Raw genomic sequence first — 20739 nt, 5'->3', positions numbered from 1 at the left:
TTGTTATTTCACAAATTCGTAACGAATCCCAAGCTTTTTAATTTTAGAGTTTAAAGTTGTTGAAGGTATATTTAAAACTTCGGCTGCACCGCCCGGTCCGTATACTTTCCCGTTACACATTTTAAGCACGCGCATAATGTGATCCCTTTCCATCTCTTCCATAGTCTTTGCCTTGAAGTTGTCGCCAACCTCAGCAAAGGCTGAGGTGCTGGGAGTAGGTAGATCTATCTCAGTTATTTCCGTACCATTGGCCATCAGCATACTGCGCTCTATAAGGTGTTCCAGCTCCCTGATGTTTCCGGGCCAGTCATATGCCTGCAGACTGGCTAAAGCTTCAGCAGAAATGCCGGTAACTGCCCTGGAGTTCTTTTTACTGTACTTATCCAGGAAGTGATGTACCAATACTTCAATATCTTCTTTCCGCTGACGAAGTGCAGGAAGTTCAATTGGAAATACATTTAAACGGTAATAAAGATCCAATCTGAACCTGCCTTCGGCTACTTCTTTTTCCAGGTTTCTGTTAGTAGCCGTGATAATGCGGACATTGATCTTTTTTGTCAGGTTTCCACCCAGGCGCTCTATTTCTTTTTCTTGTAATACCCTTAACAGTTTTACCTGTGCTTCAAGCGGGAGCTCACCAATCTCATCAAGAAAAATGGATCCGCCATCTGCCTGCTCAAATTTACCAATTCGCTTTTCGTTGGCGCCTGTGAATGCACCCTTTTCGTGGCCAAATAATTCAGATTCGATCAGGGAGAGTGGCAATGCCGCACAGTTTACTGTAATTAGTGGTTTTGAAGCTCTAGGGGAAAGTTTGTGTATTGTCAGGGCAATTTTCTCTTTACCGGTGCCGCTTTCTCCGAGGATAAGCACAGAGGTATCGTCTGGCGCCACCAATGTTATTTTTTCGAACACGGTATGGAGCAAACGGCTGTTCCCGATAATCCCATTAAAATCGCCCAATACTGCAATTTTTGCAGGCTGAATAGAAGGGCTTTCCTGGATTTGTACTGCAGTCGAAAGGTCTTTGCCATAAATAGACTGCTCAATCATGAATTTGAGGCTAGACTCAAACCGGCCACTCATATCTGAATGAACCCTGGTGTACATTTCTGGCGCATGAGAAAAAAAGATCAGCTGAAAAGTTTCATCATTCAGTTTAAGTTCTGTGATTAATGCTGATTCTAATTTAAAGTGATCAGACGTCGCTTTGATCCAATTACTTTCCATGCGTAGCTTCCTGAAATCATAGCCGTTGAAGATCGGTTTTCCGGCATTGGGCGTTGCATTGGTATTCCACACTTTAAAGTCACGTGATGATACCAGGAGTTCTGAGCATAACTGATCTGCAGTATAAGTGCGAAAACTGTTGCTGTTTACGCGTTGAATATAGAGGTCTCTAGTGCTTGTCTTGGGTTGAATCCTTGAAATCCATAAAAAATCAAATGGAAGCACGGCATTTAAAACGCTTCCAGCTTGTTTGATCTTTTCGGCTAACGCTTCGTTTTTACTAAAGATATGCTCAAGCTGCTGCTGAAGTCCGGGCTCCGTATTATTGGTGTATTTCTGTTTTTGGGCGTGGCGATACTGTGCAATATCGAGCATCACCATAAGGTCTTTTTCTCGAAATGGCTTTACCAGAAAGCCGTAGGGAAGGGTTGCTTTTGCTGCTTCCAGGATGCCCTGGTTTGTATTTGCGGAAATGTAAATAAATGGGATATCCATTTCTGTAAGCTGCCCGGCAAGGTCAATTCCCGTTTTGTCGCCCTGCAGAAAGATGTCTAGCAGAATCCAGTTCGGCGCTTTGGTTTTAATGAGTTCAAGCGCCTTCGGCACAGATGGAGCAATGCCACAAACTTTATAACCCGATTTTTCCAGCATGATCCGCAGATCATTTGCTACAATAAATTCATCTTCAACAATTAGGATTTTTTCTTTTATCATCTTTATATCAACCACTATGCGCTAATTACAATTCCGATACCAATTAGTAACCGTCTTTATATTAGTGTTTTAATTTTTTCAGCAACAAAAAAACTCACTATATATCGTGAATTCACTATGGTCATCCCAATTGGCTTTAGCGTCTCAACCCCAATTTCTTCATTTTTGAATTTAATGTCGTTGCAGGAATTCCAAGCAATTCCGCCGCACCACCCGGTCCCGAAATACGGCCCTTGCATTGATTTAATACGTTTAGAATGTGATCGCGTTCGTTTTCTGCAATAGTCTTTGTGCTGGAAAAGGCGGCTTTTTCTTCTTTTTCTACATTAAAATCCAGTAAATTTTCGTGTAACTCAGGCTTTTTCGATAGCAGGATGCTTCTGATAATTACATGCTCTAATTCTCTGATGTTTCCTGGCCAGTGATAACGACTCAGTTGATCCATAAAATTTGCAGATGCCCCGGTAATTATTTTCCCAAGTTCTTTGCTATGTTTTTCGATAAAATAGCTTGCAAGAACAGCGATGTCCTCTTTCCGTGCACGTAATGAAGGTACTTCAAGAGGAAACACGTTTAACCTGAAGAAAAGATCCAACCGGAATTTACCCTTCGCAATTTCCTTTTCGAGGTTCAGATTGGTTGCGGCAATGATTCGGAGGTCTACAGCGATAGGAGTGCCACCGCCAACCCGTTCGATTTCTTTTTCCTGTAATACACGCAATAGTTTCGCCTGCAGGTCAAAAGGCATTTCGCCAATTTCATCCAGAAATATGGTGCCGCCATTAGCTTCCTCAAATTTTCCAATTCTGCGGTTTGATGCGCCGGTGAAAGCGCCTTTTTCATGACCAAATAAGATCGATTCGATAAGATCTGCTGGTAATGCCGCGCAGTTTACTGCAACCATGGATTTATTTCTTCTCGCTGATAGTCTGTGCAGGTTTTGCGCAATCATTTCCTTTCCCGTGCCGCTTTCTCCGGTAATTAATACGGAAGTATCGGTTGGGGCTACAATTAAGAGCTGATCGAGGAGATTTAATATTGCGGGACTTCGACCTATAATTTTTTGAAAGATAGTTTCATGAGGCGGATTAAAAACAGTTGGTACTGGTTCTTTGATGCCCTGTTGTCTGGATACTTCTGCTTTTTCCAATTCAATAATATGAGCCAGATTACCAATCAATGTCGGTTCGAGTGCATGAAGCAAATCCAAATGCTCTTGTTTGAAAATAGTATCTAGCCTGCTGTAGAATGAGAAAGTGATTAAATCGCCGTTGTCAAGCCTTATCGATTTTATTAAATTGGATTTTAAATGATATGTTTTGGCAACAAGATTTTTAATAGGAACTTGGTCGGTCAAATCGGTAAAAGCTTCCCCCATAAAAATCGCATCGTCTATATGTTCAGGAAATAGGGAATGGGTAGATTTTTTGTCTGCAGTATTGATTCCTGAAGCTTCCAGGAATTCATCAATAGGCAATAATTCATATTCGTCAAATTGTTTTCTTGATATCCCAACCTCCGAAAATCTTAGTTTATCTTTAGTTATACCTATAATTCCCAAAAAATCAAAAGGTATATAAGGCTGAAAGGCACCTGCAATTAGTAACAGCTTTTTTTGCCAACTCAAAGGTTTCATAGAAATGCTAACAATGAAATCCTCCATAAATAGCTTGCTGCTTATTTTAAGATTTTGGCTGTGGTTGGTTCTGTATCTTGCTATGTCTATGCTTAATAATACATCTTTCTCGCGATACGGCTTTACGATAAAGCCGTAAGGTAGGGTTGATTTTGCCGCTTCGAGCACGCGCTCATTAGAGTTTGCAGAAATGTAAATGAATGGAATCTGCCTTTCCATTAGTATTCTTGCTAAGTCAATCCCTGTCTGTTTGCCTTTTAGAAAAATATCCAGCAGAACCAGGTCCACTTCTTTTTTGTCGAGTAAAATCAATGCATTTTTGACTGAGTCTGCTACGCCTGCTACTTTATAGCCGGCATGACTCAGGATCATCTGCAGGTCATGGGCAACTATAAATTCGTCTTCGACGATAAGAATACGTTCTGTCATCATAGTATATGCGCTCGTTTGATCTGGAATTTTTTGATTTTCGAGTTTAATGTCGTCGCCGGGATGCCTAAAATTTCCGCCGCTCCACCAACGCCGGAAATTTTTCCCCGACAGAGTTTCAACGTCGTAAGGATATGATCCCTTTCGTTTTCGTAAATCGTTTTTATCCGATTGTCTTTGGCTCCGTTATCGGGATTGATGTGCTCAACTTTAGGTAGGTATACTTCACGCAACACAGGACCCTTACTGAGTAATACACTTCGCTCAACCAGATGCTCCAACTCGCGAATATTACCAGGCCATGGATAAGCCATTAAAGTTTTAGATACGTGTTTCGTTAATGTTCTGACATCTTTGCCGGTTTTTTTTGCAAAACGGTTGATGAAATGCATTGCCAGGTCCGGAATATCTTCTTTGCGATCTCTTAAGGGCGGTATGGTAATAGGGAACACGTTGAGTCGATAATACAAGTCGCTTCGGAAACGTCCTTCTTCTACTTCCTGTGCCAGATTTCTATTAGTTGCCGCAAGAATTCTGACATTTGTCTTGATCACGCTGCGTCCGCCTACACGCTCAATCTCCTTTTCCTGTAATGCACGTAGCAATTTCACCTGCAGTGCTAAAGAAAGTTCACCAATTTCATCAAGAAAAAGAGTGCCATTGTGAGCGAGTTCAAATTTCCCAATACGCCGCTCTGTTGCGCCGGTGAAGCTGCCCTTTTCATGTCCGAATAACTCACTCTCTACTAGGTCGGGTGGTAACGCAGCGCAATTCAGCTTGATCATGAGCTTGCTCTGTCGCGGAGATCCATTGTGGATAGCCCTCGCAATCAATTCTTTTCCAGTACCTGTTTCGCCAAGGATAAGCACAGTGCTGTCAGATGAAGCTACCTGGTCAACAAGTTGAAATACATTTTGTATTCCCGCACCTTGTCCTATGATTTCGTTATGCCGGTAACTCTTTTCTACCTGCTCTTGTAAGTAGGATTTCTCCTCCTCGAGTTGCTGTTTGTATAAGTTAATTTCCTGTAATTGTGCTGCTATCTTTTCGTTTGCCCTGATATTAGATACGGCGACAGAGATCTGGAGGGATATGCTGTGCAGGATGTCGTAATAAGTATTGGAAACAACGTTTTTTTCTTTAGTGTAGAGATAAAAGAAACCAACGCAGATACCTCTGTCAGATATTGGAAGTCCAATCATTTCCTTGATACCGAGGTTTTGCCAGAAACTCAGCCAGGCGGGAGGGTTGTCCCAGGCTAATACCTCGGCAACGTCAAAAACTACAGGTACTGTAGTTGCCATCATCGCGTGGCATAAACCGTCGTCAATGGTGTAGCTTCTGGTAGAGGCCGGCGCAATTCCTGCATTTTTCTGGAAATCTTCTCTTTGATTGTATAAAAATGGGCTATGCGTTTGCTGGTCGTCACTAATGATGCATATCACAAAATCCTCAAAATCGAAAAGACTTTTAAGTTTCTGGTCAATCACATCGAAAAGATCCGATTTGTCCCTGATCGTTGCTATGGCATTGCTTAGCGAAAGCAAAACCGCATTTTCCCGGTTTTTTTTAGCTGATAACGCGTTTTCCATGCCTTAAAGGTAAAACTATAATACGGTATACTGACGAAAATATGAAAATTATGATTACGATATTTCGCTGATCATTTTTTTATTCATTCATTGTCAGTTGGTTAATTTGGTAAAACAAATTTTAGTCTTCCTATTTTGTCTCAAAAATCAAATCATTAACTATAACTCAACACCGTTATGACTTCGTAAATTGACGATATATAGTCAGATTATAAATATTTTTATTATCTCAATTAATTGAAAATGAGATTATTATGTGGTTGGTATCATTGTTGGCTGAGTGGTGTAAATTAAATTATTAAAAATATGAAACCATCACCAAATCTCCTTTCTCCCGACAACCATGCTTTAGTACTGATTGATTTTGAAGGTCAAATGGCGTTTGCCACCAAAAGTATATCCATTAACGAACTACGTACAAATGTTGCCATCGTTGCGGGTGCTTCAAAGATTTTTAATGTGCCAACTATTGTTACAACTGTCGCCGAAGAGTCTTTCGCCGGTCCGGTATTTCCGGAAATAGAAGAGTTTTATCCACAGGCTACTTCAAACTATATCGACAGAACATCAATGAACACCTGGGAAGACGGACCTGCCTACCAGGCCATCACGGCAACGAAAAAGCAGAAGCTGGTGCTTGCAGGTTTATGGACCGGAGTATGTATCGTTGGCCCGGCATTGTCGGCACTTACTGAAGGATACGAGGTATTCGTGATCACTGACGCTTGTGGCGATGTTAGCGACGAAGCCCACGAACGTGCTGTACAACGTATGGTTCATGCTGGTGTGAAACCTGTTACCGCAGTGCAGTACCTGCTAGAATTGCAGCGCGACTGGGCAAGAACGGAAACCTATGCAGCTGTTACTACCCTGATGAAAAAATATGGTGCCGGATATGGACTGGGTATTCAATATGCACATAAAATGCTTAACCACTAAGCTTTCTGCCTGATACAAAATCCTCAACACCAAGATATGCTGCATTTTATAAAACGTTCATTCCTGATTTTTTCCTGCCTGCTGTGTTGTGCTTTGGCTGTTTCTGCTCAAGGATTCAGGCTAATGAGGTACGATGAAGATTATGCTGGATTAAAGGATTCTGCAGCTACTTTATATAACAGGATTAAATACCTCCCAATAACAAAACATAAAAATACGTATCTGTCGTTTGGTGGCGAAGCCCGACTTGAGTATGTGGCATTTGATAATGAAGATTGGGGCCGGTTGGGAATCGGGCACAACAACTTCCTGCTCCAGCGTTACGACCTGCATGCTGATCTGCATGCAGGTGCTGATATTCGATTTTTTGCCCAGATCAGGAGCGCCCTGCAGGGGGGGCGGAAAAATGGATCCAGACCGGTAGATCAGGATGAACTCAATATTCAGAACCTCTTCGTTGACTATAAGGCATGGAAACAAAACGATAAAAGTTTGCTTTTCAGACTAGGTAGGCAAGAGCTTGATTATGGCTCCGGCAGACTCATCTCTGTTCGTGAAGGCCCTAATGTAAGGTTATCCTTTACTGGAGCTAAGGTAATGTACAAAACTAAAAGTTTGTTTATCGATGCTTTTGTGATGGCTGCAGATACTATAAATCCAGGTCGGTTTGACAATAGGCGCTCGAATCAGGTAAACCTTTGGGGTACCTACTCAAAAATTATAATTCAAAGGTCTGGTAACCTCGACCTTTATTATCTTGGAATCAGAAGGGATGCCTCCCAGTTTGAAGAAGGGTTTAACAAAGAGTTGCGCCATACCATTGGCACACGATTGTGGAAAAGTGGCGGCGGATTTATATATAATCTGGAAGCTGCCTACCAGTTTGGGAAGTTTGGTGATGGTAAGATCTCCGCCTGGACAGGATCTGCTGAATTAGGTTACTCCTTTGAACAAAGCCCCTGGAAGCCTACAATTAACCTTAGGAACGATTACATCTCTGGCGATGCAAATAAGGGCGATGGTAAACTAAATACTTTTAACCCTATCTATCCTAAGGGAGGATATTTTGGCTTTAGCCCCCAGGTGGGCCCAGTAAACCTAATTGATATCCATCCCTATGGCAGCCTGCTGTTATCTGATAAATTGACTTTGCAATTTGATGTTGTCTTTAACTGGCGTTATTCTTTACAGGATGGCGTATACAGACCCAGTGGAACTTTTAACCTCGGCGGTGCAACCTCCCAGAAACGTTATATAGGGACGGCATACCTGGCCAGCGCCATTTATGGCTGGACCAAATTTATCAGCCTAAATGCAGGCGCACAATATTTCAAAACCGGAGCTTTTATCGACGACATTATTCCGGGATCTCAAAATGGCCTGTTCATCAATGGCAGGATCGTATTTAAATTTTAATCTATAACCATTAATCACACAATTATGAAAAAGAACACGATGAACCTGAAAACACACAATAGCAAGTTACTGATATACCTGATGGTATGTCTCGCATGCTTTACCACCACAAATGTAAATGCTCAGGCAACTACGCCGGCAGGAACGGCTAAAATATGGGGCACTATAGATGGTGTCGCTATAGAAGGTGTGGTTCAAGGGCCGTCTGCTCAGGTGAGCGACCTCCAGGTAGCCTGTGTATTTGAATATACTGAAGGAGATATTTTTAATGCTCCCCCGGCTTTACCTGCTCCAGTAAATGGTATGGTGCACCTCGATCATGATATGAAAGGTATGATCACCGAATTACGTAAAAGCGGAAAGTTTATTGGGCACGCTTACGAAACAATATTAATCAGTCCGCCAAAAGGTACTATCGGTGCTAAAACGTTACTGCTGATTGGCCTTGGCAACAGAAATAGCTTCGATGCAGCGATGATGACTACAATTGGTAGCGTAGCCATGCGCGAAGCGCTGCGCCTCGGTGTAACAAACTTCTCTTTTGCAAGCGATTTGAAAGACGCAGGTATAGATTCTCCAACAGCCCTTGTAGCAGGGAATGTGGTGAAAGGGATTTTTGACGCTTACCGCACACAGACCTGGCTTAAAGATAAAAAGATGGCTGGTTTTAAACCGGTAACTAAAGTGATGCTGCTGGCAGGTCCTGCATTTTTTACAGTTGCGGGTCAGGGAATTCAGGATGCCATCGCAGCAATCAAAAACTAATCGGATTATCCATAAAAAACGACAGCTTATGTACGCAGATATGATCTTATTCAATGGTAAAATCCATACCATTGCCAAACATACAAAGGAAATTTCGGCGGTAGCCATTAAAGATGGTCAATTTATAGCCCTCGGTACTGATGCCGAAGTAATGAACTATGTAGGAAGTAGTACGCAGGTTATCGATCTTGAACAAAAAAGAGTGGTGCCGGGTATCAATGACTCGCATATTCACCTGATCCGTGGTGGTTTAAACTACAACCTTGAACTGCGCTGGGATGGTGTGCCTTCCCTGGCTGACGCTTTGCGCATGTTAAAGGTTCAGGTTGATAAAACGCCTGCGCCACAGTGGGTGAGGGTAGTAGGGGGATGGTCGGAATTTCAGTTCGCCGAACGCCGGATGCCCAGCTTAGATGAAATTAATGCCATCGCACCAGATACCCCGGTATTCATTTTGCACTTGTACGATCGTGCATTGATGAATGCTGCAGCCTTACGCGCTGTAGGATACAACCGCGATACACCAGCGCCGCCGGGAGGTCAGATCCAAAAAGATGCCTCGGGAAATCCTACGGGTCTGATCATTGCAAGTCCTAATGCCATGATTTTATATGCTACCCTAGCCAAAGGTCCAAAGCTTTCCCACGAACATCAGGTTAATTCGACCAGACATTTCATGACTGAGCTTAACAGATTCGGAATTACCAGCGTGATTGATGCAGGTGGGGGTTTTCAGAACTTCCCTGACGACTATAAGGTTGTTGATGAGCTCAATGAGAAAAAGCAACTTACGGTACGCATCGCTTACAACCTGTTTACGCAACGTCCGAAACAGGAGTTTGAAGATTTTGACCAATGGACAAATACCGTTGAGCTTTACCAGGGAGATGAGATGTACCGGCACAACGGAGCCGGGGAAATGCTCGTATTCTCGGCAGCTGATTTCGAAGATTTCCTTCAGCCAAGGCCTGATCTTCCAGAAAATATGGAGGCTGAACTGGAACGTGTTGTCAGGCTCCTTGTTGAAAAGCGATGGCCCTTTAGACTACATGCTACTTATAATGAAAGTATCAGCCGCTTTCTGGATGTTTTTGAAAAGGTAAACCGTGATATTCCCTTTGCAGGAATCCCATGGATCTTCGACCATGCTGAAACAATAGACGAACGTAATATGGAGCGTGTAAAGGCGCTTGGAGGTGGTATTGCCATCCAAAGTAGAATGGCGTATCAGGGTGAATATTTCACAGAACGCTATGGTGCTAAAGCAGCACTTCAAACGCCACCAGTAAAAAAGATGCTGGAAATGGAGCTCCCGGTAGGTGGTGGCTCAGACGCCACCCGTGTGAGTAGTTATAATCCATGGGTGTCTATGTACTGGTTGTCTGTTGGAAAAACCGTTGGTGGACTGAGGATTTATGATGAACAAACACAGCTCAGCAGGGCAACGGCGCTGGAACTGTATACACGTGGAAGTGCCTGGTTCTCTAATGAGCAACAGAAAAAAGGAGATATCGCTGTAGGGATGTTCGCAGACCTTGCAATTCTTAACAAAGATTATTTTGAGGTTGCCGACGAGGCCATCAAAAGTGTCGAGTCAATTATGACTATTGTAGCAGGGAAGATAGTATATGCAAAAGGTGATTTTTCTCCCTTTTCACCACCCGAGATTCCTGTACTGCCTGATTGGTCGCCGGTAAAAACCTATAAAGGATATTATTCGGCAGATGGATCAGCCAATCATCAGGCGGTAGCAGTACTAAATGTTGTGCACTCCTGTGTAGGCAGTTGCGATGTTCATGCACACAACCATACCGCTGTAAGACAAAGTAATATACCTATTAACAATTATACCGCATTCTGGGGCGCACTGGGCTGCTCATGCTTCGCATTCTAAAAAAATTATGGAAAATATCATACATACTTTGCTTTACTCCGATCTGGGAAGTCAGGCAAATAACATCTTCATTCTGATATTCAGGTTTTTATTGATGATTGAACTTTTTCGTGTCCACGGTATGAAGAAATTCAGACTTGAAAATGGACAGCGGGAGCATGTGCCTAATCCCTTACATCTGCCTGAAAAGTTAAACGGATTGGTAGCAACATTTTCAGATACCGTAGTTCCCTTTCTCGTTATCCTTGGACTGGGAACAAGGTTGGTACTGTTACCATCTATAGGTGTTACCGCAATTGGTTATTTCGTTGTCCACAAAAACGATAACGTCGAAGTAAGGGATGTTCCCTATATGTATACAATTGCCATGCTTTTTTTATGGGCCGTGGGTCCAGGAACTTACGCATTGGATAACTATATCTTAAATAATCTTTTAACGGGAGTATCCCTGCCAAACTAAAACGATGGAAAATAAAAAAATAGGATTCGTAACCCTTATACTCACTGCGATAGCGGGCTATTGCGATACCATTACTTTCGTTGCTGCAGATAAGATATTTTCTGCTCATGTTACAGGAAACTTTATCGTCTTTGCCTACCAACTTATAAAAGGTGGGGAAGGAGATACCTGGATTAAGTTGCTGACTTTCCCGGTGTTCATGATTTCTGTAATGATAGGCGGATGGATAGCCGCAAAATTTGTAAACAAACACTTCATACTTTTTTGCGAAGGCCTTGTCCTTATTTTGAGTGGTATCCTCGCCTATGCACTGGGCTACCTCGACAATGCTGAAATTACCTGGCCTATGTATCTGGTGGTGATGCTGATTGTTTTCGCAATGGGGCTTCAAAATGCATTTAGTAAAATTTTCCCCAAAGAGACCCATGGGCCAACTACAATGATGACCGGTAATGTGACACAGCTTTCGCTCGATATCAGAAGCGCTATAGTCGCACGTTTTCAAAATCCTGATTTCGTAGCGGGTTTAAAACATGGATTAATTACAGTAGGGGGCTTCCTGATCGGCTGTCTGCTGGGTGCTTATGTAGGTAAACTTTTCGGACTTGCCGGCGCCCTTCTTCCTGGTGTGGCCATGGTTATTTGTTACTACTATACAAAACCTGCTGCAGAAAATGTTTAACCTTCAATCATTTTTGCGCTCTGCATGTGCCATGCTTATTTTGCTGCTGACCTTGGTTAGCAGCAGATTGGCTGGTCAGGAAATCAGAACTACGGCCGACCTCAATGCTGCAAATAAGCGTATACAAGGTACCGGAAACACCAACGGCCGGGTGGATCTCCTGATTGCCATAGGGAACTATTACCTCAACCTTCCGGGAGAATCTAAACAGGATCTGAGTATTGCAATGAGCTTTAGAAAACAGGCGGCCGCTTTGGCTCAAAAGCTTACATATCCTGCTGGCATTGCCCGCTCTATCATTTTAGAAGGCAACATACGCAAGGAAAGTGGAGACCGCTCCGCGGGAGATCGAATTTTCGATCAGGCGATTCAGTTCGCGCAGAAAAATATGCTCAAAGACGAGCTCGGCGAAGCCTTTTTCGCCAAAGGCCAGCTCTTCGGTAATGAGGGTAAGGATCTCGAAAGGAAAATTGCGCTCAGTGAAAATGCACTGAACCAATACCATGCTTCGGGGAATAAGATGAAAGAAGCAAATACACTCAAAGATCTTGGTGATTTTTATCTGGTAAAAGGTGATTCTAAGCATGCTTTTAAACTAATGGACACTGCGCTGGTAATTTATAAGTCTATAGGTTTTAAAGAATTGCAGGGACTTTATAATAACATGTGTATCAATTACGTCCAGTTGGGAGACCTGTCAAAAGCACTGTATTATGGGCTACAGGCCGAAAAAACGGCTGACGAACTACACGATAACAGTCTGCAGAAAAGCTCTATTTATAACCATCTCGGACTTACCTATTACAATCTCAAAAAAGACCAGCTCGCGCTGGATTATTGGTTAAAGGCCAAGCAAATAGCCGTAAAATATAACGATGGTGGGTACATACAGACAATCGTCGCCAACATATCTACCATCTTGGTAAGGATGAAAAGACCTCAGGAGGCCATCGCACAATTGAAGGATCTGGTTAAAAAATACCCACCCCAGGATACACAAACAAAACTTCGTATTCCCTATATCCTCTTTAGTATCTATTATAACATCCAGGAATATCAGAAGGCTGAGCCTTACTATAAACAGTTGCTCAACTTTCACGAAACTTTAGCTAAAGACGATCCAAATCAGAACTATCTGTATATCGTGATCATCAGGCGATTGATGCAATACAAGGACTTCGATAAACTTTATGATTACCTGAAAGAATATGATAAAATCACTTCCGAGCGTAACGATCACCTTGCCCGTGCCAACGTACAGCGGTTCTGGTTTATGGCAGATTCTGCCTCTGGAAAGCCCTGGGCAGCTATAGACCATTATAAACTCTATAAATCACTCACAGATTCCGTTGCAAAAGGTGCACAGAATAAACAGATTGCAAATCTGGAAATTCAATACGAGACTGCAAAGAAAGATAAAGACATCGCATTACTTCGCCAGAAAAGTGCGCTGCAGCAAACAAAAATTAGTCAGGAAGAAACCCTGCGTTATGTTTTTGTATTTGGCCTTGTTCTTCTGGCCTTGTTTATAGCTCTCCTCGCCAGCCGCTATAGTCTCAAAATCAGGAGTAACAAAGTTTTGAAAACCCAGCAGGAAGAGATCAATGTTCAGAACGACATGCTCAGGCGATTACTGGGCGAAAAAGAATGGCTGCTTAAAGAAATTCACCATAGGGTAAAAAACAATCTACAAATTGTGATCAGCCTCCTCAATACGCAATCGGCTTATCTCGATAATGAAGATGCACTGGTGGCGATCAGAAATAGCCAGAATAGGATGCACGCGATGTCGCTCATTCATCAGAAACTTTACCAATCCGATAATCTGGCAGAGATTGATATGAACTGGTACATCAAAGAGCTGGTAGACTATATGCGCGAATGTTTCAGTACAGACAAACAGATCGATTTTATAGTAAATACAGAAGTGATTAAGCTTGACGTGGCGCAGGCTGTACCGCTCGGTTTAATCCTTAATGAAGCGATCAGCAATGCGATCAAATATGCTTTTCCAAATCATAGGAAAGGGCGGGTAACAATCGCCTTTAAGCTTGTACCAGATGATATGTGTGAGCTGAGTATCGCCGACAATGGTGTGGGCCTGCCAGAGAACTTTGATCCCGAAAACAGCACCTCGCTCGGAATGAGTTTAATGACTGGTCTTAGCGAGCAGTTAAATGGAGAAATTAAAATGAGAAATGCCGAAGGCCTGTTACTTGAAGTTCGTTTCAAACGGCATAATGAACTCATTGCACATGCAGAAATTATAGAAAACTAATCAATTTAAACATATGGAAAATAATATTTTAGGTTTACACCACATTACTGCCATTGCAGGAAATGCCCAACAGAATTTCAGCTTCTACACGGATGTTCTCGGACTAAGGCTGGTCAAAAAAACAGTGAACTTCGATGATCCTGGGACATATCATCTCTACTATGGAGATGAAACAGGCGCTGCAGGAACGATATTGACGTTCTTCCCCTGGGAAGGGATCGGTCAGGGTACCGAAGGTGTTGGGATGGCTACAGAGATAGGTTACTCTGTTCCTGAAGGAAGTCTTGATTTCTGGACCAACAGGTTTACCGAAAATAAGGTCAGCTTTACTCTTGCCTCAGAGCGATTTGGCGAAACTTTTATTTCTTTTAAGGATCCGGATGGTTTATCATTAAGCTTAATAATTCCCAAAAATGCAGATGGCAGGAAGCCATGGGAAACTGAATCTGTAAAGAAAGAAAATGCAACGCGCGGATTCCATAGTACAACATTGAGCTTGCAAAAGATTGATGATACCGCTAAAGTGCTGACTGATATTTTTGGTTATCGCTTACTCGGACAAGAAGGTAACCGTTACAGGTTTATCACAGATACAGTGGAGCATTCTGCCATTGTTGACCTCCTGGAACTTCCCGACGGTAAAAGGGGCAGAAATGCTGCTGGTACCAACCATCATGTGGCATTCCGAGTTAAAAATGAAGAGATTCAAATGGAAATGAGAGAGAAAATTCTGAGCAAAAACCTGCAGATCACCCCGCAGATTGACCGCGACTATTTCTTTTCACTTTATTTCCGTGAACCCGGAGGTGTACTCTTCGAAATTGCTACAGATAATCCAGGTTTCACTGTTGACGAGCCACTTAACGAGCTGGGTACCCACCTGATGTTACCTCATCAGCATGCACATCTGAGAGAAGACCTGGAAAAAATTCTACCAAAATTAGGCTAACCTAAACATTAAATCAGAACAGTATGGAACATGTAGTAAGGAGTGGCAAACCACTTAAAGAAGCTGAAAAAGTATTGATTATGATTCATGGAAGAGGTGCCAGTCCACAGGATATCCTGTCGCTGGCACCCAGCCTTCATGTGTCAGATTTTGCATTAATTGCCCCAGCGGCAAAGGGAAATGCCTGGTATCCAAATTCTTTCCTTGCACCACGGGCAGAGAACGAACCCTTTCTGTCCAATGCGCTGAAGCAGCTGTCTACACTGGTCGCTGAGCTCGAAGAGCAGGGGTTTGCAAAATCGCAGATCTACCTGCTGGGCTTTTCGCAGGGTGCATGCCTGGCACTTGAGTTTGCCGCCTCTGGCGCCACGCGTTTTGGTGGCATCGTGGCCTTTACCGGTGGCGTGATCGGAGATCACCTGGATCACAGGAATTATCATGGTGATTTCGATGGTACACCTGTTTTCATTGGTAGCAGTGATCCGGATTTCCATGTTCCGGTAGTCAGAGTACAGGAAACAACCGCCCTCTATGAAAGTATGGGTGCTGCGGTAACAGAGATCATCTACCAGAATATGGGACACACCATTAGTGAGGCTGAAATCAATCAGGTTAATAAACTTATTTTCCCCTAACATGGAAAAGGAAACCGCCAGAATAGAAGCTTTCAGTGATGCTGTATTTGCTATTGCAGTCACATTGCTAGTGCTGGAACTCCATGTCCCTGAATTTAATGAAGGAAAAAATCCCGCAGCACTTTTACACGCGCTCTGCGCACAATGGCCTGGATATGTAGCATTCATTATCTCATTTTTCACCATTTTTATCATGTGGGTAAACCACCATAAGCTTTTTAAACAAATCTATAAAAGGAATACAGGCCTGATGTTCGCAAATGGCTTGATTCTCTTTCTTGCTTCGTTGGTTTCCTTTCCAAGTTCTTTGCTTTCGCAATTTTTCCGTACACCTTCAGAACAGATCGCCGTATCCATTTATACGGGAATGTTTGTACTCGTTAATATTGCCTATAATTGGCTTTGGTATGAGGCCTGTAAGGATAATGGATTACTTAGACCGGGTCTGGGGGCCGGAGATATCAGAAAGATAAGAAACGACAATTTGTATGGCTTACCAGCATATCTCGCAGCCTTTGCGCTTTCCTTTTATTTTCCAACAACAGCGCTGATTATCTGCTTGCTGCTCTGGGGATTCTGGGTGCGCTCATCTAAAAAACTTGAAATAGAAAATTAATAGTAATATTCTGAAACTGGCGGCTGTATTTCGTATGCTAAACTCGCTGATTGGCGAAATATAGTGAGCCTTTAAGCTTTGTTTTTGATTAAATTACTGTATTTTAGTAAGTTAAACAAGATGGCATGTATTTTGGATTTGTTCAGTGTTGAACTAACCAAAATATATGATGGAAGAATCAGAATCACTACAGTACGACACTTTAGAAAGGTACGGATCGTTTGCACAACCTTCAATAATTGGTAATGGCACGGCAATGCGCCGTGTATTTCAATTGCTGGATCGGGTAGCGGATTCTGAAACTACGGTATTGATTCTTGGCGAAACAGGCACAGGGAAAGAATTGATCGCAAAGGCCATTCATTGTGGCTCCAGCAGGAGAGAAGAGACAATGATCAGGGTAAATTGTGCAGCTATTCCAGTCAACCTCGTAGAATCTGTCTTATTTGGGCATGAAAAAGGAAGTTTTACAGGTGCAACGGAAAGACGGATAGGTAAATTTGAGCTCGCACACAAGAGTACCTTGTTTTTGGATGAAATTGGAGAACTTTCCTTGGAGTTGCAGGTGAAATTATTAAGGGTTTTGCAGGAAAAGGAAATTGAACGTGTGGGCGGCTCTAATACGATAGCTGTTGATGTCAGGATTGTATCAGCTACCAACAGGGATCTGGCGCGCGAGGTTGAGGAAGGACGATTTAGGCGGGATCTTTTTTATAGACTTAATGTATTTCCGGTTTCCCTGCCGCCATTAAGACACCGTCGGGATGATATTCCCTTACTGGCCGATCACTTCCTGAAACGTTTCTGCCAGAAATCCAACAGACAAATTTCCGGTTTCTCTCAGCGTGCATTAGCCGACATGATGAATTACCACTGGCCGGGGAATGTAAGAGAACTGGAACACCTGATCGAAAGACAAGTAGTCATGTCTACAGGCCATATTTTAAAGGAAATTGACATCCCTGGCTCAGCTCAGCTCATGATGGTGGATGGAGCTGAACCTACGGCGGTAAAAACAATCTCAGAGAATGAACGTGATCACATTTTTGCCGTACTTAAGTTGTGTAATGGGAAAATATCAGGTAAAAATGGAGCCGCAAAACTGCTCGGGGTGCCCGCTACCACACTGAACTCTAAAATTAAACGACTAGGTCTTTCTAAAAAACACCTGTTGTAATTTGGAAGATTTGCTTTTAAGATTTTCAAGGATGTAATTATGGCGCGGTTTTTATAATAAAATCTGTAACCTTAAGCATACAACTGGCATGTGCATCTCTAAATTCACCAAAAATCTTGTTTTCTTTGCTTGTATCCTATTGGCTTCCTGTCAGGGGGAGCCAAAGATTATCGGTGATAGTCCTTTAAAGCTTGATAACATTGATTTTAATTTTAATGTGGTTAAGTTTTATGACGACTCAGCACTGTTTAATGGAAAAAAGGATATTATTATTCGCAAGGAAGTTGAAGAAGATGGGGACTGGGGAGCAGAAAAGCCTGTAAACATTCAGTACCATCAGGTGAGCTATAGTTCGGATCACATTCTGGCAAAATTTGAAGGACTGTCGTGTTATGGGTTAAACATGGTCACCACCATGGATAATAAGTTGATGGTTATCAGTGCGGTAGTTTCAGAAATGAGCAAAGATGAAAGTGACGACTTCATTGCTGCTATGACCAAAAAATACGGGAAGTCTCAGAAGCGGGAAAATACTTTTATTGAACTCAAATACCCTATTTACAGGTGGGAATTAAAAGACAGGGTTTTGCAGTATAGCCCTGTTTTTAATGATGAAAGTAATACAATAAAACTGGAGGCTGATGGTAATGATGGAAAGCTCAAAGCCGGCAAACCAAATCCACATTATAAAGGCTATATTTACATCACCAAAAAGCAATACGAAAAACAAGTTTTTGGCACCCTCCACTCTGGAGACTTTGTCTTTTACGATCGCATTTCTGAAGAATAAAAAAATCCTAAAAAAAATAATCAGAAAAATTTTGGCCCCTTTCGAAACGATTAAGGTTATCGCTATATAATGGGTACCTGCTCCGTACCTCGTTCGGACACGTTCGACCGGGATCGAAGAAATTCCGAAGAAAATAGGGTACATGTTGACTGATAGATAGGGTCTAATATTTTGTATCTTCTTGTTTACATGCTGGTATTTAGCTGTAGATTTTTGTAGTATTGATTACACACAAATGTAAACAGTATGAAAAAATTAATCATCGTCGCAATAGCCTGTTATGGGCTTAGCGCTGGCGCCCAGGTGCGCCAAAACAACTTCATTTATCTCTATTCTGATTCATTGATCTATGCCAACAGCATCAGATTTCGGCCCGATTTCGCCAATGTATTGCAACTGCGCGTAGATTCCCGAAGGGTGCCGACAGAGCAGGTAAAATTCTTCAATAATGAAGACGGTTTCTTCGCAAATACAAGAAAGCTGAACTATCCGGGATTAAATGAGTTCTCAGAAAGAATTATAACAGGAAGAATTAATTTTTACCGGCAGGTTACTTACGATCCTTATATTTATGACAGAGGATTTAGATACAGGAGTCGGCGACCAGAAGTCGCTGATGCGCGTATGTATTACAATAAGGGATATGGGGATCTTAAAAAGGTAAATTACTCGAACTTAATACAAGATATGGCGGATCGTGCAGAAAGCATGAACCTGCTGGAGCGCTATAGAAAGAATGTGAACACCAGCAGGATTTTATATGGAGCTGCCGGAGCCTCTATATTAGCCGGATTGATATCATTTGTTGCAAAAGGTAAACAAAACCGGGATGTACCGCCTTTTATAGGGGCCGGCCCAAGCAGACGCATTAATGAAAGGCACACAAATTTTGCAGCAAGTTTTGGACTTATGGGTCTTGGTGCAGGTTTAGCCGCCGGTGGTTATGTAGTTGGAGTGCAAGGTGCGAGGCATCTGGAAGATGCTGTTGATGCATATAATAAATAAACTCAGCCTGCTAATCCCTAATTTATAGGATCTTGCTGCTAGTCAGCAAGATTTTTTTTGCAAAAAAATCCTTTACTTTGAGTATGAGAAAAATATTGTTTTTAGCCCTTGCCCTTTCTTTTCCAGCTTTGCTGTTTGCTCAAGGTATGGAGCAGAATTATAAAATTTATGATACTAAAAAGGCGAAGATCATTTCTATTGATGATATTATTGCAGACGTAAAAAATATTGATGTCTTGTTTTTTGGTGAAGAGCACAATGACTCTACCGGCCATTATCTTGAAATGAAAATTTTCAGAGAACTACAGCAACGTTACCCAAAAACTGCCCTTACACTCGAAATGTTTCATACCGATGTACAGCCAGTACTTGATGAATACCTGACCGGAGCTATATCAGAGAAAAACTTCGTTAAGGAAGCCCGTGCCTGGAACAATTATAAAGATTATAAACCCCTTATAGAATTTGCAAAAACAAACAAGCTACCTGTTATTGGAGGGAACGCTGCGGTACGTTACAGTAATATGGTCACCATGGGTGGCTTGCAGGCTCTGGATAAATTACCAGCTGCTTCTAAAGCTTTCCTGCCTCCATTACCTATAGATACTGCTACAGGCAGATATAATGATAAGTTTACAGAAACCCTGGGTGGGCATAGCATGGGTAGCATGAAAATCTACCAGACTCAGAATTTTTGGGATGCTACAATGGCTTGGTCTATTGCAAAATATCTGCAGAAAAATAAAGGATATAAGGTCTTGCAATTAAACGGGCGATTCCATAGCGATGAGCGATTGGGTACCCTTGCGCAATTGCAAAAAATAAATTCTAAAATCAAAATAGCGAATATTTCTGCTTTCTCTGCAGATGATTTTAACAACCCCGACTGGGATAAGTATAAAGTTTTAGGTGATTATGTTATTGTTACCAATCCGGCACTTAAGCGAACGTTTTAAGCTGTCCTTTTACTGATTGCCTTTTTATGCAAAAAGCCCTGATCTCCATCGGGGCTTTCTTTTGTCAACTAAACCTAAACGTAAAATACTAACCAAATATTTTTACAGCACAAACATAGTGGTCTAATATGAACCTAATGTTAAATTTACGCTATTTGTGGCTCCCGCAAAATTTGGTTGTTTTGAATTACCTGTGCGGTTTAAATGTATTCAAGACGCTAAGCAATTCACTGGAATTGATAAATTCAGGGCTGTTAAACTGCCTTGAAATAAGATCATCCGGCACTTCAATATGTCCTGCTGTTGTTTGTAAGGATATTCCTGAACTTGTTTTTCTATAGGAACTATACTCGCCAATTTCTGGATCTAATTCCTGAAGTCTGATCAATAACTCGTAAAAGATGTATACTGCTACCTGCATATTGCAAAATTAGATAACTTTAACGTAACGTTAAGTTATCATTTTGTTAACACATTTGCTGCAAAAAATGAAAGCTTAACATTGATTTGTGCAAAATCGACTTGGATTTCACAAAATTTCGAGCTATTTTTTTGATCTGCTGAAACTCACAGGCT

Annotated in this window: 18 protein-coding genes; 14 read left to right on the top strand and 4 right to left on the bottom strand. The window is 42.0% G+C overall.

The genetic code is table 11. From position 1 onward, the window contains the following. Positions 1–3 precede the first annotated feature (3 nt). The 3 genes from CLV32_RS02830 to CLV32_RS02820 form a co-directional block, all read right to left on the bottom strand. Positions 4–1944, bottom strand: a complete 1941-nt coding sequence (locus CLV32_RS02830; RefSeq protein ID WP_208110936.1) for a sigma 54-interacting response regulator — start codon at positions 1942–1944, stop codon at positions 4–6. Positions 1945–2080: 136 nt separating this feature from the next. After that, positions 2081–4012, bottom strand: coding sequence for a sigma 54-interacting transcriptional regulator (locus CLV32_RS23300; RefSeq protein WP_133552179.1), 1932 nt, complete (start codon positions 4010–4012; stop codon positions 2081–2083). Next, complete coding sequence (locus tag CLV32_RS02820; RefSeq protein WP_133552177.1) at positions 4009–5601, bottom strand: sigma-54-dependent Fis family transcriptional regulator; 1593 nt, start codon at positions 5599–5601, stop codon at positions 4009–4011. The genes CLV32_RS23300 and CLV32_RS02820 overlap by 4 nt, the downstream gene beginning before the upstream one ends. 306 nt (positions 5602–5907) lie before the next feature. On the opposite strand from CLV32_RS02820, the gene CLV32_RS02815 reads away from it, so the two are divergent. From CLV32_RS02815 to CLV32_RS02750, 14 genes are all read left to right on the top strand, one after another. Continuing rightward, on the top strand, positions 5908–6540 hold the full coding sequence (locus CLV32_RS02815) for a hydrolase (RefSeq protein WP_133552175.1): 633 nt from the start codon (positions 5908–5910) through the stop codon (positions 6538–6540). Between the two features lie 36 nt (positions 6541–6576). Continuing rightward, positions 6577–7956 carry an alginate export family protein gene (locus tag CLV32_RS02810; protein WP_133552173.1) on the top strand — a complete coding sequence of 460 codons (1380 nt, stop codon included), beginning with the start codon at positions 6577–6579 and terminating at the stop codon, positions 7954–7956. 24 nt (positions 7957–7980) lie between these two features. Next, complete coding sequence (locus tag CLV32_RS02805; RefSeq protein WP_133552171.1) at positions 7981–8721, top strand: M17 family peptidase N-terminal domain-containing protein; 741 nt, start codon at positions 7981–7983, stop codon at positions 8719–8721. A 28-nt stretch (positions 8722–8749) separates the two neighbouring features. Beyond that, entirely contained in the window at positions 8750–10615 is a 1866-nt protein-coding gene (locus CLV32_RS02800; protein ID WP_133552169.1) for an amidohydrolase, read from the top strand. Positions 10616–10622: 7 nt separating this feature from the next. After that, the gene (locus tag CLV32_RS02795) at positions 10623–11075 is read left to right on the top strand and encodes a DoxX family protein (RefSeq protein WP_133552167.1); all 453 of its coding nucleotides are present in this window, start codon (positions 10623–10625) and stop codon (positions 11073–11075) included. A 4-nt stretch (positions 11076–11079) separates the two neighbouring features. Next, positions 11080–11757 (top strand): YoaK family protein, encoded by a 678-nt coding sequence (locus CLV32_RS02790; RefSeq protein ID WP_133552165.1) that lies wholly within the window; start codon positions 11080–11082, stop codon positions 11755–11757. Continuing rightward, positions 11750–14035 carry a tetratricopeptide repeat-containing sensor histidine kinase gene (locus CLV32_RS02785; RefSeq protein ID WP_133552163.1) on the top strand — a complete coding sequence of 762 codons (2286 nt, stop codon included), beginning with the start codon at positions 11750–11752 and terminating at the stop codon, positions 14033–14035. Before CLV32_RS02790 ends, CLV32_RS02785 begins: the two co-directional genes overlap by 8 nt. A 13-nt stretch (positions 14036–14048) precedes the next feature. Further along, the gene (locus tag CLV32_RS02780) at positions 14049–14984 is read left to right on the top strand and encodes a ring-cleaving dioxygenase (RefSeq protein ID WP_133552161.1); all 936 of its coding nucleotides are present in this window, start codon (positions 14049–14051) and stop codon (positions 14982–14984) included. A gap of 23 nt (positions 14985–15007) precedes the next feature. Then, positions 15008–15619, top strand: coding sequence for an alpha/beta hydrolase (locus CLV32_RS02775; protein WP_133552159.1), 612 nt, complete (start codon positions 15008–15010; stop codon positions 15617–15619). A gap of 1 nt (position 15620) precedes the next feature. Beyond that, the gene (locus CLV32_RS02770; protein ID WP_133552157.1) at positions 15621–16235 is read left to right on the top strand and encodes a TMEM175 family protein; all 615 of its coding nucleotides are present in this window, start codon (positions 15621–15623) and stop codon (positions 16233–16235) included. Between the two features lie 166 nt (positions 16236–16401). After that, positions 16402–17412 carry a sigma-54 interaction domain-containing protein gene (locus tag CLV32_RS02765; protein ID WP_133552155.1) on the top strand — a complete coding sequence of 337 codons (1011 nt, stop codon included), beginning with the start codon at positions 16402–16404 and terminating at the stop codon, positions 17410–17412. An 88-nt stretch (positions 17413–17500) separates the two neighbouring features. Further along, a complete protein-coding gene (locus CLV32_RS02760; protein WP_133552153.1) occupies positions 17501–18202 on the top strand; it encodes a hypothetical protein in 702 nt (233 codons plus the stop codon). A 246-nt stretch (positions 18203–18448) separates the two neighbouring features. Further along, positions 18449–19207, top strand: coding sequence for a hypothetical protein (locus CLV32_RS02755; protein WP_133552151.1), 759 nt, complete (start codon positions 18449–18451; stop codon positions 19205–19207). An 83-nt stretch (positions 19208–19290) separates the two neighbouring features. Further along, on the top strand, positions 19291–20163 hold the full coding sequence (locus CLV32_RS02750) for a ChaN family lipoprotein (protein ID WP_133552149.1): 873 nt from the start codon (positions 19291–19293) through the stop codon (positions 20161–20163). Positions 20164–20350: 187 nt separating this feature from the next. Here CLV32_RS02750 and CLV32_RS02745 read toward each other — a convergent pair whose 3' ends face one another. Beyond that, on the bottom strand, positions 20351–20584 hold the full coding sequence (locus CLV32_RS02745) for a hypothetical protein (RefSeq protein WP_133552147.1): 234 nt from the start codon (positions 20582–20584) through the stop codon (positions 20351–20353). Positions 20585–20739 lie beyond the last annotated feature (155 nt).

Source organism: Pedobacter duraquae, from assembly GCF_004362245.1.
GTDB lineage: Bacteria > Bacteroidota > Bacteroidia > Sphingobacteriales > Sphingobacteriaceae > Pedobacter > Pedobacter duraquae.
The sequence above is the reverse complement of the archived record's forward strand: the minus strand, read 5'-3'. Positions and strand labels throughout refer to the sequence as shown.